Here is a 13,846-nt window from a genome sequence, read left to right as displayed (position 1 = left end):
TGACCGCCTGAAGTCGCGGGCCGGTCGTAGGACATCAACGCCGTCGTACGACATCAGGCCCGCGTTCAGATAGCCAGGCCCCGTTCGGGACCTTGAGCCCGCGTGTTCAGCGGGACCGGCGTACCCGTAGGAAGTCGCTCACCACATACTCGCCCAGCCGATCCGCGCTGGGGGAGAACACGCGACCGCCGTTGCGCCGCGCCACCTCGTCCACGAACTCCTTGAGACGGTCGTCGCCGGCCAGCATGAAGATGTTGAGCGTCGCCCGCCGCCGCGTCATCTTGTCCACCTCGGCCAGCGTGAGCTCCAGCGTCTCGGGCGACGGCGGCCACTCGAAGGCCGAGTGCCCGTTGCGCATCAGGTGAGCCGTCGGCTCGCCGTCGGTGACCACGAGCACGACCGGCTCGAAGTCGGGATGGCGATCCAGGTGCCGGCCCGCGATGAGCAGGGCGTGGTGCAGGTTCGTCCCCTGGACCATGTCCCAGTCGAGCCCGGCCAGCTCGTCCGGTTGCAGCACCCGAGCGTAGTTGGAGAACCCGATGATCTGCACCGCGTCCTGCGGGAACTTGGAGGCGACCAGCGCCTGAAGGGCGAGCGCGGTCTGCTTGGCCGCCGCCCAGGTCCCGCGTAGGGCCATCGAGTAGGACAGGTCGACCAGCAGGCAGACGGCCGCCGCGCTGCGCCGCTCGGTCTCGGCCACCTCGAAGTCGTCGACGGAGAGGTGTACGGCGCCTGATTCGGACTGGACGCCGCCGTTGCGGACGCCGTTGACCAGCGTGCGGACCACGTCGATCGGCTGCTCGTCGCCGAACCGCCAGGGCCGTGACGAGCCGGTCAGCTCCCCGGCCGAGCCCGCGTCGCGCTGGTCGTGGTCGCCGCGCCGGCCCGCGTCGAGCGAGGCGAACACCCGGCGCAGCGCCGTCTCACCGAGCCTCCTGACGGCCTTGGGGGTGAGCTCCAGCTTGCCCCGGCGGCGCAGGAGGTAGCCCTGCTCCTCCAGCTCGCGTTCGATCCGCTTGAGTGCCTCCAGGTCGTCGACCGCCGAGCGGCCGAGCGCGCGGCGGACCGCGGACTCGTCGACGTCGTCGAGCCTGGCGCCCGGGTAGTCCTGCCGGAGCGAGGTCTCCAGTTGCGAGAGGTCGGCCAGCTCCTCCAGGGCGGTGACGGCGTCGCCCATGCCCAGCGGCTCCTCGCCGGTCAGCCGTTCGGGGGTGTCCCAGGCCAGGTCGGGCCGGCGGGCCTGGAGGGACTCGCCGAGCCGGCGCATCTCGTCGGACAGCCCCGCCTGGTCGAGCGTCTGGCTCATCAGGTTGGCCAGCTCCTCGCGCTGGGCCGGGGTCATCGAGGCGAGCATGCGCTGGGTCGCGGCGGCCCGCCGGGCCAGGACGTCGACCAGCTCGTCGAGGTCGCGCGGCTTCTCCGGGAAGAGATCGCCGTATTCCTTCATGAACGCATCGAAGTCCTGCTGGGTGTGCTGACCTCTGGCGTCCTTGTCGAGCATGTCGTTGAGGTCCGACATCATCTGCCGGACGCGCTCCATCGCCGCCGGGTCCGGCTGGGCCAGCGCGTCACGCAGCCCTCTGAACTGGCTGTCGAGCACTTCGCGGCGCAGCAGGTCGCGCAGCTCATCGAAGGTCTGCCTGGCGGCGGCGGAGCGCCACTCGTAGGGGGTCAGCTGCTGGATCGCGCTGGCCGTGTCGTCGGGCAGCGAGTCGAGCTCGCTCTCGCGCAGCCGCGCGTCGTCGGACGGGTCGGGGAACAGCTCGGCCCGCTCCTGGCCGATGGCCTTGTCGAGGAGCGCCCGCGCCCGCTCCAGCGTGCCGTCGAGCCGGCCGCTCTCGCGCAGGTCCCTGCGGCGCCGTCGTACCTCTCTGAGCATGTCGTCGAGACCCCGGCGGTCCTGGGCTCCGGGCAGCCCGCGCTTGAGCAGGTCGCGCAGGGCGTGCACGGGAGTGGAGCCGGACAGGATGGCGTCACCCATCTCGTCGAGCGCGGCGCGCACGTCGTACGGCGGGGCGAGGGGGTCGGGGCCATCGTTGTACTCGCCATAGCGGTAGGCCATCACGAACACACGCTAACCCGAGAACGAGGGCTACGCGTCCCCGAAGACCTCACGCACACCGGAGAGTTCGTTGACGTCCGGCACGTAATCGACCTGTACGAGCACCGGATGCTTGACCGTCTTGAGGGCTTTGGTGAAGTCGCGGCTCTGGCACGCCTTCTTGCCGAGGCCGTGCTTGTCGGCGTTGACCGGCTTGCCGGCCAGCCAGCCGTCGCCGCAGCGCTTGGTGGTCCTGGCGAACGACATCAGGTTCGTGTAACCGAGCTTGAACGTCCTGCCCGCCCCGGTGAACAGGACCGTCGTGTCGTCCACCCGCTTGACCGTGCCCCGGGCCGTGCGTGGTGAGGGCCACTTGGCGAGCACTTCATTGATCTTGACGGCCTCGGCGCCGCGATACTCGACGCGGACCGGCGCGGGCCCGGCCGCCAGCTTGTCGGTCAGGGCGTCGGCCTGGCAGACGGTGGTGCCCAGGCCCTTGCGGTCGATCGCCACGCGCCCCTCGGTCTCCTTGAGGTCGCAGGCGACGGTCACCCGCCGGAAGGCCGCCTTGGCGTAGTCGAGCCGCAACTCCTTGGCGCCGGAGACGGCCTTGAACGTGTGGAGCGGCTTGCGGTACGTGGCGGTCATGGGCGTGATGCGGATTTCGGTCGTGCCGGCCGCCCAGGCGTACCCGTACACGATCTTGGTGTCCGCGGCATCGGCGGGGACGGCGAGAGCGCACAAGGCGGTGGCGCTCAGGGCGGTGGCACAGACAAGCAGACGCATGGGCGGTCTCCCCCGACGGCGTGATCAATTCATCACGTTCGACGTGTGAGACCGCCCGAATGTTCACGTCCGGTAGACGGAGACCCCGTCCACGTCGTCCTTGGACAGGCGGCGCATGAGATACAAGCCCTCCAGGGCGAACTCCAGCGCGGCCGCCGCGTGTCCCGGCGACTCCTCGCCCTCGCCCATGCCCAGCCGCGACATGACCTTCGCCAGTCCGCTGACCGGGCCGATGCGGCGCAGCAGTTCGGCGGCCGGGATCAGCTCGCCGGACTCCACCTGGTTGCCCTCGGCGAACTTGTCCGTCAGCGGCGACAGGTCCATGCCGCCCAACCGGCTCCTGAACGTCTCGGCCGTGGCCCGGCGGAGCAGATGGGAGAGGATCTCGGTCTCCCTGCCCTCCTCGCTGACCTCGAACTCCACCTTGCCGCGCAGGCTGTGGACGACGCTGGTCAGGTCGCAGACGCGGGCGACGGCCTGCTCCTCGCCGGCGATCGCCCCCCTGCGTACGGCGGAGGCCATGGCGGTCTCGGCGGCCGCGATCGAGAACCGCGCCGACACGCCGGAGCGGGCGTCGACCGCGGTGGACTCGCGGACCAGGCGGGTGAACCGGGCGATCACCTCCACCAGGTGCTCGGGGAGGTCCGCCCCGATGTCCGGCATGGACTCCTGGCGGATGAGCACCAGCTCGTCCTCGACCGTCAGCGGATAATGGGTACGGATCTCGGCGCCGAAGCGGTCCTTCAGCGGGGTGATGATCCGGCCCCTGTTGGTGTAGTCCTCGGGGTTGGCGCTGGCGATGAGCAGGATGTCGAGCGGCAGGCGCAGGTTGTAGCCGCGCACCTGGATGTCGCGCTCCTCCAGCACGTTCAGCAGCGACACCTGGATGCGCTCGGCCAGGTCGGGCAGCTCGTTGACGGAGAACACGCCCCGGTTGGTGCGCGGCACCAGCCCGTAGTGGACGGTCTCCGGGTCGCCGAGCGTCCGGCCCTCGGCGATCTTGATCGGGTCCACGTCGCCGATCAGGTCGCCGACGGAGGTGTCGGGGGTAGCGAGCTTCTCGCCGTAGCGCTCGTCGCGATGCTTCCACGCCACGGGCAACTCGTCGCCCAACTCTCGCGCGAGCGTGATGCAGCGCGTACAGGCCGGTGCGTACGGATGGTCGTTGATCTCGCACCCGTCGACCACCGGGGTCCACTCGTCCAGCAGCCCGGTGACGGTGCGGATGAGTCGGGTCTTGCCCTGGCCCCGCTCACCGAGCAGGACGAGGTCGTGCCCGGCGAGTAGCGCCCGCTCCAAGTGGGGCAGGACGGAGTCGTCGAAGCCCACGATGCCTGGAAAACGGGGCTCACCTGCCCGCAACTTGGCCAGCAGGTTTTCGCGGACCTCTGCTTTCACGGTGCGATGAACGTGACCGCTCTCTCGCAGCTCGCGGATATTTAGAGGCTGATGCACGGGAACGAGACTACGTCCCCTGGGACCACTGCGGCAGACACTTTCGCATCTGGCGGAGATTTCGGATCTTGACTATTGCGTGACGGTTCGTGCGCGTGCTTGTTCCTTTTATGGGGAGAATCGGTTCCTAGGGAACTTCGACCCGCTGAGGAGGCGAGATCCGTGGCTGTGATGACGAGCCGCTTCGCCGACGGCCTCGCCGTGGGTTCCGACCTGGTGGAGGCCGCGGAGCGTGCTGTCGGTCAGGCCCTGTCGAGGCTCAGCGGCGAGGCGGACCTGGTGTGCTTCTTCATCTGCGGCGACGATCCGGACGAGGTCGCCAGGGCGGGGGAGTGCGCGATGAGGCTGGCCCCCGAGGCCCACGTGATCGGCTGCAGCGCCACCGGCGTGATCGGTGACGGGCAGGGGATCGAGCTGACGTCCGCCGTGAGCGCGTGGGCGGCCACGCTGGACGGGGCCGAGCTGACCACGTTCGCGCTGGAGACGCTGACCGCCGAGGACCGGTTCGTGGTGGTGGGGCTGCCGGAGCGGACACCTGATGATCACGTGGCGATCCTGCTGGCCGATCCGTACACCTTCCCCACGGACGCGTTCGTGGAGCGTTCCGTGGACGTGCTCGGTAATCTGCCGCTGATCGGCGGGCTGGCCAACGGGATGCGGGGCCGGGGGTCGGTCCGGCTCTTCGCCGACGGCGAGATCTACACCGAGGGCGCCATCGGCGTGCTGCTCAGCGGCTCCGTACGGGTCAGCACAGTGGTCAGCCAGGGCTGCCGGCCGATCGGCCCGACCATGGTCGTCACCCGCTCCGAGGAGAACCTGCTGCTGGAGCTGGCCGGCCAACCGGCCCTGGCCCGGCTGGAGGACATCGTCAGCGAGCTCGACGAGGACGACCGCGAACTGGTCGCCGCCGGTCTGCAGATCGGCGTGGCGATGGACGAGTACGCCGAACGGCACGAACGCGGCGACTTCCTCATCAGAGGCGTGATCGGCATCGACCCGGAACGCGAGGCCGTGGCCATCGGCGACGTCGTGGACGTCGGCAGGACCGTACGCTTCCACGTGCGCGACGCGGCCACGGCGGACGAGGACCTCTACGACCTGCTCGACGCGCACCGGGAGGAGCTCGGCCGGATCGACGGTGCGCTGCTGTTCTCCTGCAACGGCCGGGGGTCGGCGATGTTCGGCACCGCCGACCACGATCCGGTGGCGCTGCGCGACACGCTCGGGCCGATCGGGCTCGCGGGCTTCTTCGCCGCGGGCGAGGTCGGCCCGGTGGGCGGCCAGAACCACGTGCACGGCTTCACGGCGTCCGTCCTGGTCTTCTCAGCGCCCGCGGGCACGCCCAGCGCCCCGTGAGCCTCGCGCTCAGGCGATCGGGCAGTCAGGTGATGGGGCAGTCAGGTGATCGGGCAGTCAGGCGGTCAGGCGGCGGGCTTGGTCGGCTGGAAGAGCCAGGCGTCGAACAGCGGCTTGAGATCCTTGCCGGAGAGCTTCTCCGCCAGCGCGATGAACTCGTCCGTCGTGACGTTGCCGTATTTGTGGTCGGCCGTCCATGTCTTCAGCAGCGTGAAGAAGGTCTCGTCGCCGATGGCCTTGCGCAGGGCGTGGAGGGTCAGTCCGCCCCGGGTGTAGACCGAGTCGTTGAACAGGTCTTTGGGCTGGGCCCGGCCCGGGGGATATTTCCACATCGGCTCGCTCGCGGCGCGGTTGTAGAAGGTCTGGAAGAGCCGGTCGGCGGTGTTGGTGCCCTTGTGCTCGGCCCAGAGCCACTCGGCATAGGTGGCGAAGCCCTCGTTGAGCCACAGGTCGCGCCAGCGCTTGATGCTCACGCTGTCGCCGAACCACTGGTGGGCCAGCTCGTGCGCGATGATGCTCTGGTCGGGCTCGAAGCCGCCGTAGAGCGGCTTGGTCTGGTTTTCCAGGGCGTAGCCGGCCGAGAAGTCGTCGACTATGCCGCCCGTGGAGGAGAACGGGTAGGGCCCGAAGACCTTGCTCCAGTAGTCGGTGACCTCGCCCGAGATGTTGTAGAGATCGTCGAGCGAGGCGCGGTGCTTGGGATCGACCGCCGCGAAGTTGGGGATGCCGCCCGGCGTGCGGCCCTTGCGCAGCTCGAACTTGCCGATCGTGGCCGTCGCGAGATAGCTCACCATCGGATGCCGCTCGCGCCACCGGAAAGTGGTCTTGCCGTCGGTGGTCGTCGGCTCGCCGACCTGCTCGCCGTTGGCCAGCGCGGTCACGCCGTCGGGCACGGTGATCGCGAAGTCGTAGGCTGCCTTGTCGGCTGGGTGGTCGTTGACCGGATACCAGGTCTTGGCGCCGTCGGGCTCACAGGCCACGAAGGCGCCGTCGGGCGTCGGCACGAAGCCGAACGTGCCGAGGTTGGTGGAGTCCTTGATCGGCTTGGGCACGCCGGAGTAGGTCACTTTGATGGTGAAGTCGGCCTTGTTGGCCAGCGGCGTGGTGGGCAGCACACCGAGTTCGGTGCCGTTGCGCGAGAAGATGGCCTTCTCCCCGTTGACCGTGACCTCGCTCACGTCGAGGCCGGACAGGTCGAGGTCGAACCGCGAGAGCGCCTGCGTGGTCGTGGCCTTGATCGTCGCCACGCCGTCGAGGTGCTTGCTGCTCGGCGTGTAGCCGAGCTCGAGGCCGTAGTGGGAGACGTCGTAGCCGCCGTTGCCGTCAAGGGGGAAGTCGGGGTCACCGATGCCGGACGCGCCCGTGTCTCCGCTCACCGGCCGGGCCGCTGTGGGCGCTATGGCGCCGTTGGACGGCGCGCAGGCGAGGATGCTCAGAAGCGCCACGAGCGAAGCGGCCCTGCGCTGGTCAAACCCCATAGGCTGCGCTCTTCCCTTCGCTAAGTGACAGGAATTCTACGCGGAGTCAGGCATGGACCACGACCGTCTTCGCGGCTTTGGCATGCGGAGCCTGCTGGCGCGGGCCGAACGAATCCAGCCTAGGTCGAGCAGACTCCCCCTGCGCCGTCAGGGCAACGGCGGCGCGAGCTAAAGGTTGCCCCTTCGCTCCTGCTCCCGCTCGATGGCCTCGAACAACGCCTTGAAATTGCCCTTGCCGAAGCCGAGCGAGCCGTGCCGCTCGATGAGCTCGAAGAAGACCGTGGGCCGGTCCTGCACCGGCTTGGTGAAGATTTGCAAAAGGTAGCCGTCCTCGTCGCGGTCGACGAGGATCTTGCGCTTCTTCAGCTCCTCGATCGGCGCCCTGACCCGCCCGATGCGCGAGCGCAACTCGGGGTCGTCGTAGTAGGAGTCGGGGGTGTCCAGGAAGCTCACTCCGGCCGCGCGCATGTGGTCGACCGTGGTCAGGATGTCGTTGGTGGCCAGCGCGACGTGCTGTACGCCCGGCCCGCGGTAGAACTCCAGATATTCGTCGATCTGCGATTTCTTGCGGCTTACGGCCGGCTCGTTCAGCGGGAACTTGACCTTGCGGCTCCCGTCGGCCACGACCTTGGACATCAACGCCGAGTACTCGGTGGCGATGTCGTCGCCGACGAACTCCGCCATGTTGGTGAAGCCCATCACGTGCTTGTAGAACTCCACCCACTCGTCCATCCGGCCCAGTTCGACGTTGCCCACACAGTGGTCGACGGCCTGGAACAGTCGTCCGGACTTGGTCGTGGGCGGGGCGACGAGCGGCTCGGCGGGCACGTACCCGGGCAGGTAGGCGCCGCTGTAGTTGGCCCTGTCGACGAGCGTGTGCCGCGTCTCGCCGTACGTGGCGATCGCCGCGAGCACCACCTTGCCCCGCTCGTCCTCCAGCGTGTACGGCTCCGCCAGCCCGCGGGCCCCCTGCTCCACGGCGTGCCGATAGGCGGCCTCCACGTCCGGCACCTCGATGGCCAGGTCGATCACCCCGTCACCGTGCTCGGCGACGTGGCGGGCCAGGTCGGTCCCCGGCCGGATCGAGGCCCGGAACTCGAACCTGGCGCTCCCCGAGGTCAGGACATAGGCCGCCTCGTCGCGGCTGCCGTTCTCCGGCCCGCGATAGGCCACCAGCCGCATGCCGAACGCGGTCGAGTAGTAGTGAGCCGCCTGCCTGGCGTTGCCCACGGCGAACACCACGGCGTGCATCCCGTTAACCGGAAAGACATCAGTCATAGCATCAATATTTGGATTCTCTGGACGAGTTGAGCAACAGTTACTTTTTTGACTAGACAATATGTACGGCCCACCCCCATGTAGAGGAGGAGATCTGTACACCATGACGATCGACCAACTGGACGCCCGGCTGATCGCCCTCCTGGCCGCCGAGCCGCGCCTGGGCGTACTGGAGTGCTCGCGCCGGCTGGGCGTGGCCCGCGGCACCGTGCAGGCCCGGCTCGACCGGCTGATCGCCAGAGGGGTGATCACCGGGTTCGGACCCGACATCTCGCCGGTGGCGCTCGGCTACGACGTCACCGCGTTCGTGACGATGGAGATCAGGCAGGTCGCCGGGCACGACCCGGTCGCGCACCGGCTGGCCCACATCCCTGAGGTGCTGGAGGTCCACACGATCACCGGCGGCAGCGACCTGCTCTGCCGGGTGGTGGCGCGGACGAACGCCGATCTGCAGCGGGTGATCGACCAGATCGTCGAAGTTCAGGGTGTTCTCAGGACTTCTTCGATCATCGCCCTCGACACACCTGTTCCCTACCGCGTTTTGCCATTGGTGGCGAATGTTCCCCAGCGCGAAACGCGCTAGCCGTACTATCGCGGGAGGGGACGAGGCACCGTTATCGATCGCTTAACCTTGACATTCGCCCAGCTGACGGGGGTCTGGTGAGGCGCGATAGGGGGTTGTGGGTGCGGATCGGTGGTGAAAAAGGCATGCGAAAGCGGCGAATCCTTAAACGGCTGTTGATCGTTTTCGGCGCCGGGATCCTCTTGGCCATAGGGCTTTTCGCCGTCGCGTGGGCGATGACCCCGATCCCCGACAGCACCCAGAAGGACGCCACGGCCCAGGGGTCGGTGATCTACTACCGCGACGGCAAGAGCGTGCTCGCCAAGAAGGGCATCGACCGCAGGAACGTTCCGCTGGACAAGGTTCCCCAGCACGTACGTGACGCGGTGATAGCAGCGGAGAACCGCTCCTTCTACCAAGACGGCGGCGTCTCGGTCAAAGGCACCGCGCGAGCCGTGTGGTCCACCATCTCCGGGCAGCAGCTCCAGGGCGGCTCGACCATCACCCAGCAGCTGGTCCGCAACTACTACAGCGGCCTCAGCCAGGAACGGTCCATCACCCGCAAGTTCAAGGAGATCATGATCTCCATCAAGGTCGACCAGTCCAAGTCCAAGGACTGGGTCCTTGAGCAGTACCTCAACACGATCTACTTCGGCCGCGGCGCCAACGGCGCCCAGGCGGCCGCGCAGGCGTACTTCGGCAAGGATGTCGGCAAGCTGAGCGTGGCCGAGGGCGCCTACCTGGCCGCGGTGATCCAGCAGCCCAGCCGCTTCGCCGACCCCAAGGGCGCCGACCTCGACGCCGCCGAGGCCCGCTGGCAGGCCGTGATCGACGCCATGCGGCAGACGGGCAAGCTCACCGCCGAGCAGGCCGCCGCCCAGACGTTCCCGGCGCTCAAGGCGCCGAAGAAGCCGTTCGAGCTCAAGGGCCAGGCCCAGTACATGCTCGACCAGGTCACCGCCGAGCTCAACCGGCGCGGCTACACCGACGAGGACATCAACGGCGGCGGGCTGAGAATCGTCACGACGTTCGACAAGAAGCTCATGCTCGCGGCCGAGAACGCGGTCAAGACCGTGCTGCCCGACTCGACGCCCAAGAAGGTCCGCACCGGGCTGGCGGCCGTCGATCCGGCCACCGGCGAGGTCGTCGCCTTCTACGGCGGCCGCCCCGACCGCTCCGAGTACTACGACAACGCCTTCTCGGCCAAGGTGATGGCCGGCTCCACGTTCAAGCCGTACACGCTGGCCGCCGCGCTCAACAACGGCTTCGACCTGTCCACCAGGGTCAACGGCAACTCGCCGATGCGCGTGGCCTCGGCCAGCAAGCCCATCCCCAACGACAGCGACCGCTCGTACGGCGAGATCAACCTGATCAGCGCCACCCAGAACTCCGTCAACACCGCCTTCGTCGACCTCGGCCAGAAGGTCGGTCTCGACAAGGTGGCCGCCACCGCGGTCGCGGCGGGCATCCCGGAGGCGCAGCTCAAGCAGCACGAGTCGGCCGCCACGTTCCCGCTCGGCGTCGCCTCGCTGAGCGCCGTGCAGAACGCCTCCGGCTTCTCCTCTTTCGCCAACAAGGGCGTCCACATGGAGGCGCACGTCGTGAAGTCGGTGACCGCCCCCGGCAGCAAGAAGAACGTGATCAAGGGCGCGTCCACCCAGGTGGTCAGCGAGCAGGCCGCCGCCGACACCACGTACGCGATGCAGCAGGTCGTCAGGTACGGCACCGGCACCGCGGCCAGGCTGTACGACCGTCCGGTGGCCGGCAAGACGGGCACCACGGACAACTCCCAGGCGGTCTGGTTCAACGGCTTCACGCCGCAACTGGCCGTCGCGGTCGACATGTTCCGCGAGGACAACAAGCCGGTGGAGATCCCCGGCTACGGGGTGCAGTTCGGCGGCCAGTTGCCCGCGCAGATCTGGCGGGCGTTCATGACCGAGGCCATGGCGGGCAAGCCGGTCATGGAGTTCCCCGAGCCGTCGGACTACGGCTATGGCTCCGACGACTGGGGCCGCACCGACCAGCGCCAGGACATGCCGCAGGAACCGCAGCACACCCAGGTACCCGACCCGTGGTCCTCGCCCACTCCTGAGGTCACCGAGCAGCCGAGCACGGAGCAGCCCACCACGCAGGGCCCCGACACGCAGCAGGACCCGCCCCGGCAGAACGACACCGGCGGCCCGCCCACCGGCGAACCGGACGTCCCCACGACCGGCCCCGACGAGAACAACACCGGCCGGTGGAGCGACACCGGCCGATCACCGGTCGGCTAGGCCTCGGCTGAGCCGGTCATGGGCCGGCTAGGCCGATCGTCGGCCGGCTGGGCCGGTCATCGGTCGGCTAGTTCGGCCCGCAGCTCCTCGGGTGTGGTGACGGGCATCCGGCAGGTGAAGCCCCGGCACACGTACGCGGCGGGGGCGCCGCCGACCGGTCCGCGGCCTTCCAGCAGCTCGGGCCCGCCCGGGGGCACTCCTTCGCCGTCGCCCAGCGCGACCACCAGACCGGGAACGTCGGCCAGCAGCGCCTCGCGGTGCAGCGCCCGCGTACGCGGATCGTCCATCGGCCCGACGACCGCCACTTCGACGGGACCACTGAGCGCCGCCCGCGCCACGGTCAGCCCCCAGCCGGCGAACCGCGCGTGCCCGGTGGCCAGCACGGACACCGTGCCCAGCGCAGCGTAGGCGGCCTCACGGTGCCGTGTGGACCCCGTCAGCGCCGAGTAGGACAGCAGCGCCCCGGCGGCGGCGTACTGTCCCGACGGGGTCGCGTTGTCGGTGGGATCCTGTGGCCGCTGGAACAGCCGTTCGGCGTCGTCGGCCGTGTCGTAGAACCCGCCCTCGCCGTCCTCGAACCGGTCGAGCACGGTGTCGAGCAGCGAGCCCGCCAGCCGGTGCCAGCGCGTCTCCCCGGTCACGCCGTAGAGGGCGATCAGCCCCTCGGCCAGGTTCGCGTAGTCCTCCAGGACTCCGGCGTTGCGGCCCGCCCGCCCGTCGCGCGAGGTCCGCAGCAACCTGCCGCCGTCCATGTGCACGTCTTCGAGCAGCTCCGCCGCCCGCCGGGCGGCCGCCACCAGGTCCGGCCGGTCGAACACCGTGCCGGTCTCCGCCAGGGCGGCGATGGCCAGGCCGTTCCACGAGGCCACGACCTTGTCGTCACGACCCGGCCGGACCCGCCGCTCCCTGGCGGCGAGCAACCGCGCCCGTACGTCGTCGAACCGCCCCGCATCATCCGCGTCAGGGTCGGTGAGCAGCTGCAGCACCGACGTGCCGTGCTCGAACGTCCCCCGCACCTCGAAGAGCCGCGTGGCCCAGTCCCCGTCCTCCTCGCCGAGCACCTCACGCAGCTGCTCCGGCGTCCAGACGTAGAACCGGCCCTCCTCGCCCTCACTGTCGGCGTCGAGCGCCGAGGCGAAACCGCCCTCGGTGGTACGCAGCTCACGCAGCAGCCACTCGGCCGTCTCCAGCGCCACCCGCCGGGCGAGGGGCGCCCGGCTCGCCTTCCACCAGTGCGTGTAGACCCGCAGCAGCAGCGCGTTGTCGTACAGCATCTTCTCGAAGTGCGGCACCACCCAGCCCGCGTCGACGCTGTAGCGCGCGAATCCGCCGCCGAGCTGGTCGTACATCCCGCCGCGCGCCATCGACTCCAGCGTGCGGCCGCTCATCTCGGTCTCGCCGGAGCGCAGCAGGAACTCCAGCACCATCGACGGCGGGAACTTGGGCGCGCCGCCGAACCCGCCGCGGACCTTGTCGAACGACTCCCGCAGATTCCGTACGGCCAGCGCCAGCGTCTCCTCGCCGGGCAGCGGCCCGGTGGGCAGCGTCGTGTGCGCGTTGAGCGCCTCGACCACCTTCGACCCCTGCTCGGTCACGCTCGCCCGGTCACCGGCCCACGCGTCGCGCACACCACGCAGCAGCCGCTGGAACTGGAGCCGCGGGAAGTAGGTGCCGCAGTAGAAGGGATGGCCCTCGGGCGTGGCGAACACCGTCATCGGCCAGCCGCCTTGGTGGATCATGGCCTGGGTGGCGCTCATGTAGACGGCGTCGACGTCGGGCCGCTCCTCGCGGTCCACTTTGATGTTGACGAAGTGCGCGTTCATCAGCCGCGCGGTGTCGGCGTCCTCGAAACTCTCGTGCGCCATCACGTGACACCAGTGGCACGCAGAGTAGCCGACCGACAGCAGAACGGGTACATCGCGCCGTCGCGCTTCCTCGAACGCCTCCGGCGTCCAGGGCCACCAGTCGACCGGATTGTCAGCGTGCTGAAGCAGATACGGCGACGTTGCATCAGCTAGCCGGTTCATACGATTCAGCCTCTCACAATGCCCATCCCGTCGGTGAGGCCCCGCACGGGCTCCGCCCCGCTCAGTCGGCAAGGCAATCGCGCTCTTCCGAGATCAGGCGCCTCGGCATCGCAGACAGTAAACTGAGCTCGGCAGCGCTGAACTGTCGAGGCTCCTCGAAGGAGGCACACACCTCACCAACCGCCGTCCGGACGTCATCGTCTACCGGGCGGAGACCATCGACCTCACGCCCACCCGCCCCGAACACGTACTCCTGGTAGTCGAGGTCGTATCGCCCGGCTCAGAGACCACCGACCGAATCGTGAAGGTGGACCAGTACGCCAAGGCCAGCATCCCCTTCTACTGGCGTATCGAACAGGCCGCAACCGGTGTCCCCATCATCTACACCTACGTTCTCGACCCGGCCACCAATGCCTACAGGGACGGCGAAATGTTCACCGGAGTGATCAAGACTGCCGCCCCCTTCTCCGTCACCGTGGATCTGGGAGCCACCTGACAACCAGCATTCGCTTGGGCGGCATCATCAACAGCCGGCACAGGCCGACGGAGATCGGTCACGCGTACACGCGTGTGGTGGGGATGGTGGGGGC

At 68.9% G+C, this 13,846-nt stretch carries 10 protein-coding genes; 4 read left to right on the top strand and 6 right to left on the bottom strand.

All coding sequences use genetic code 11. The annotated features are described in order from the left end of the window. Positions 1 to 106: 106 nt before the first annotated feature. From ACGFJ2_RS34775 to ACGFJ2_RS34765, 3 genes are all read right to left on the bottom strand, one after another. Positions 107 to 2,062 carry a hypothetical protein gene (locus ACGFJ2_RS34775; RefSeq protein ID WP_357944604.1) on the bottom strand — a complete coding sequence of 652 codons (1,956 nt, stop codon included), beginning with the start codon at positions 2,060 to 2,062 and terminating at the stop codon, positions 107 to 109. A 30-nt stretch (positions 2,063 to 2,092) separates the two neighbouring features. Then, positions 2,093 to 2,827: a hypothetical protein gene (locus ACGFJ2_RS34770; protein WP_393475501.1), complete on the bottom strand. Its 735-nt coding sequence runs from the start codon at positions 2,825 to 2,827 to the stop codon at positions 2,093 to 2,095. A 63-nt stretch (positions 2,828 to 2,890) separates the two neighbouring features. Further along, positions 2,891 to 4,282: a sigma 54-interacting transcriptional regulator gene (locus ACGFJ2_RS34765; RefSeq protein ID WP_357944003.1), complete on the bottom strand. Its 1,392-nt coding sequence runs from the start codon at positions 4,280 to 4,282 to the stop codon at positions 2,891 to 2,893. A gap of 171 nt (positions 4,283 to 4,453) precedes the next feature. Here ACGFJ2_RS34765 and ACGFJ2_RS34760 point away from each other — a divergent pair, with 171 nt between their 5' ends. Beyond that, positions 4,454 to 5,638 (top strand): FIST N-terminal domain-containing protein, encoded by a 1,185-nt coding sequence (locus tag ACGFJ2_RS34760; RefSeq protein ID WP_393476287.1) that lies wholly within the window; start codon positions 4,454 to 4,456, stop codon positions 5,636 to 5,638. 65 nt (positions 5,639 to 5,703) lie between these two features. Here ACGFJ2_RS34760 and ACGFJ2_RS34755 read toward each other — a convergent pair whose 3' ends face one another. Next, positions 5,704 to 7,116, bottom strand: coding sequence for a M1 family metallopeptidase (locus ACGFJ2_RS34755; RefSeq protein WP_358179225.1), 1,413 nt, complete (start codon positions 7,114 to 7,116; stop codon positions 5,704 to 5,706). 168 nt (positions 7,117 to 7,284) lie between these two features. Continuing rightward, complete coding sequence (hppD, locus tag ACGFJ2_RS34750) at positions 7,285 to 8,394, bottom strand: 4-hydroxyphenylpyruvate dioxygenase (protein WP_357944007.1); 1,110 nt, start codon at positions 8,392 to 8,394, stop codon at positions 7,285 to 7,287. Positions 8,395 to 8,497: 103 nt separating this feature from the next. Here hppD and ACGFJ2_RS34745 point away from each other — a divergent pair, with 103 nt between their 5' ends. After that, on the top strand, positions 8,498 to 8,977 hold the full coding sequence (locus tag ACGFJ2_RS34745; RefSeq protein WP_357944009.1) for an Lrp/AsnC family transcriptional regulator: 480 nt from the start codon (positions 8,498 to 8,500) through the stop codon (positions 8,975 to 8,977). 125 nt (positions 8,978 to 9,102) lie between these two features. Then, the gene (locus ACGFJ2_RS34740; protein WP_393475496.1) at positions 9,103 to 11,229 is read left to right on the top strand and encodes a transglycosylase domain-containing protein; all 2,127 of its coding nucleotides are present in this window, start codon (positions 9,103 to 9,105) and stop codon (positions 11,227 to 11,229) included. Between the two features lie 56 nt (positions 11,230 to 11,285). Here ACGFJ2_RS34740 and ACGFJ2_RS34735 read toward each other — a convergent pair whose 3' ends face one another. After that, positions 11,286 to 13,256 (bottom strand): thioredoxin domain-containing protein, encoded by a 1,971-nt coding sequence (locus ACGFJ2_RS34735; RefSeq protein ID WP_393475493.1) that lies wholly within the window; start codon positions 13,254 to 13,256, stop codon positions 11,286 to 11,288. A gap of 142 nt (positions 13,257 to 13,398) precedes the next feature. On the opposite strand from ACGFJ2_RS34735, the gene ACGFJ2_RS34730 reads away from it, so the two are divergent. Further along, positions 13,399 to 13,752 (top strand): Uma2 family endonuclease, encoded by a 354-nt coding sequence (locus tag ACGFJ2_RS34730; RefSeq protein WP_393476284.1) that lies wholly within the window; start codon positions 13,399 to 13,401, stop codon positions 13,750 to 13,752. Positions 13,753 to 13,846 lie beyond the last annotated feature (94 nt).

This window comes from Nonomuraea sp. NPDC049028 (assembly GCF_043197735.1).
Lineage (GTDB): Bacteria > Actinomycetota > Actinomycetes > Streptosporangiales > Streptosporangiaceae > Nonomuraea.
The sequence above is the reverse complement of the archived record's forward strand: the minus strand, read 5'-3'. Positions and strand labels throughout refer to the sequence as shown.

What these genes read in the sequence shown, in the direction of transcription:
- ACGFJ2_RS34735 (WP_393475493.1), bottom strand. Translation starts at nt 13,256, where the DNA reads ATGAACCGGCTAGCTGATGCAACGTCGCCGTATCTGCTTCAGCACGCT.
- ACGFJ2_RS34745 (WP_357944009.1), top strand. Translation starts at nt 8,498, where the DNA reads ATGACGATCGACCAACTGGACGCCCGGCTGATCGCCCTCCTGGCCGCC.
- ACGFJ2_RS34770 (WP_393475501.1), bottom strand. Translation starts at nt 2,827, where the DNA reads ATGCGTCTGCTTGTCTGTGCCACCGCCCTGAGCGCCACCGCCTTGTGC.
- ACGFJ2_RS34755 (WP_358179225.1), bottom strand. Translation starts at nt 7,116, where the DNA reads ATGGGGTTTGACCAGCGCAGGGCCGCTTCGCTCGTGGCGCTTCTGAGC.
- ACGFJ2_RS34740 (WP_393475496.1), top strand. Translation starts at nt 9,103, where the DNA reads ATGCGAAAGCGGCGAATCCTTAAACGGCTGTTGATCGTTTTCGGCGCC.
- ACGFJ2_RS34760 (WP_393476287.1), top strand. Translation starts at nt 4,454, where the DNA reads ATGACGAGCCGCTTCGCCGACGGCCTCGCCGTGGGTTCCGACCTGGTG.
- ACGFJ2_RS34775 (WP_357944604.1), bottom strand. Translation starts at nt 2,062, where the DNA reads ATGGCCTACCGCTATGGCGAGTACAACGATGGCCCCGACCCCCTCGCC.
- hppD (WP_357944007.1), bottom strand. Translation starts at nt 8,394, where the DNA reads ATGACTGATGTCTTTCCGGTTAACGGGATGCACGCCGTGGTGTTCGCC.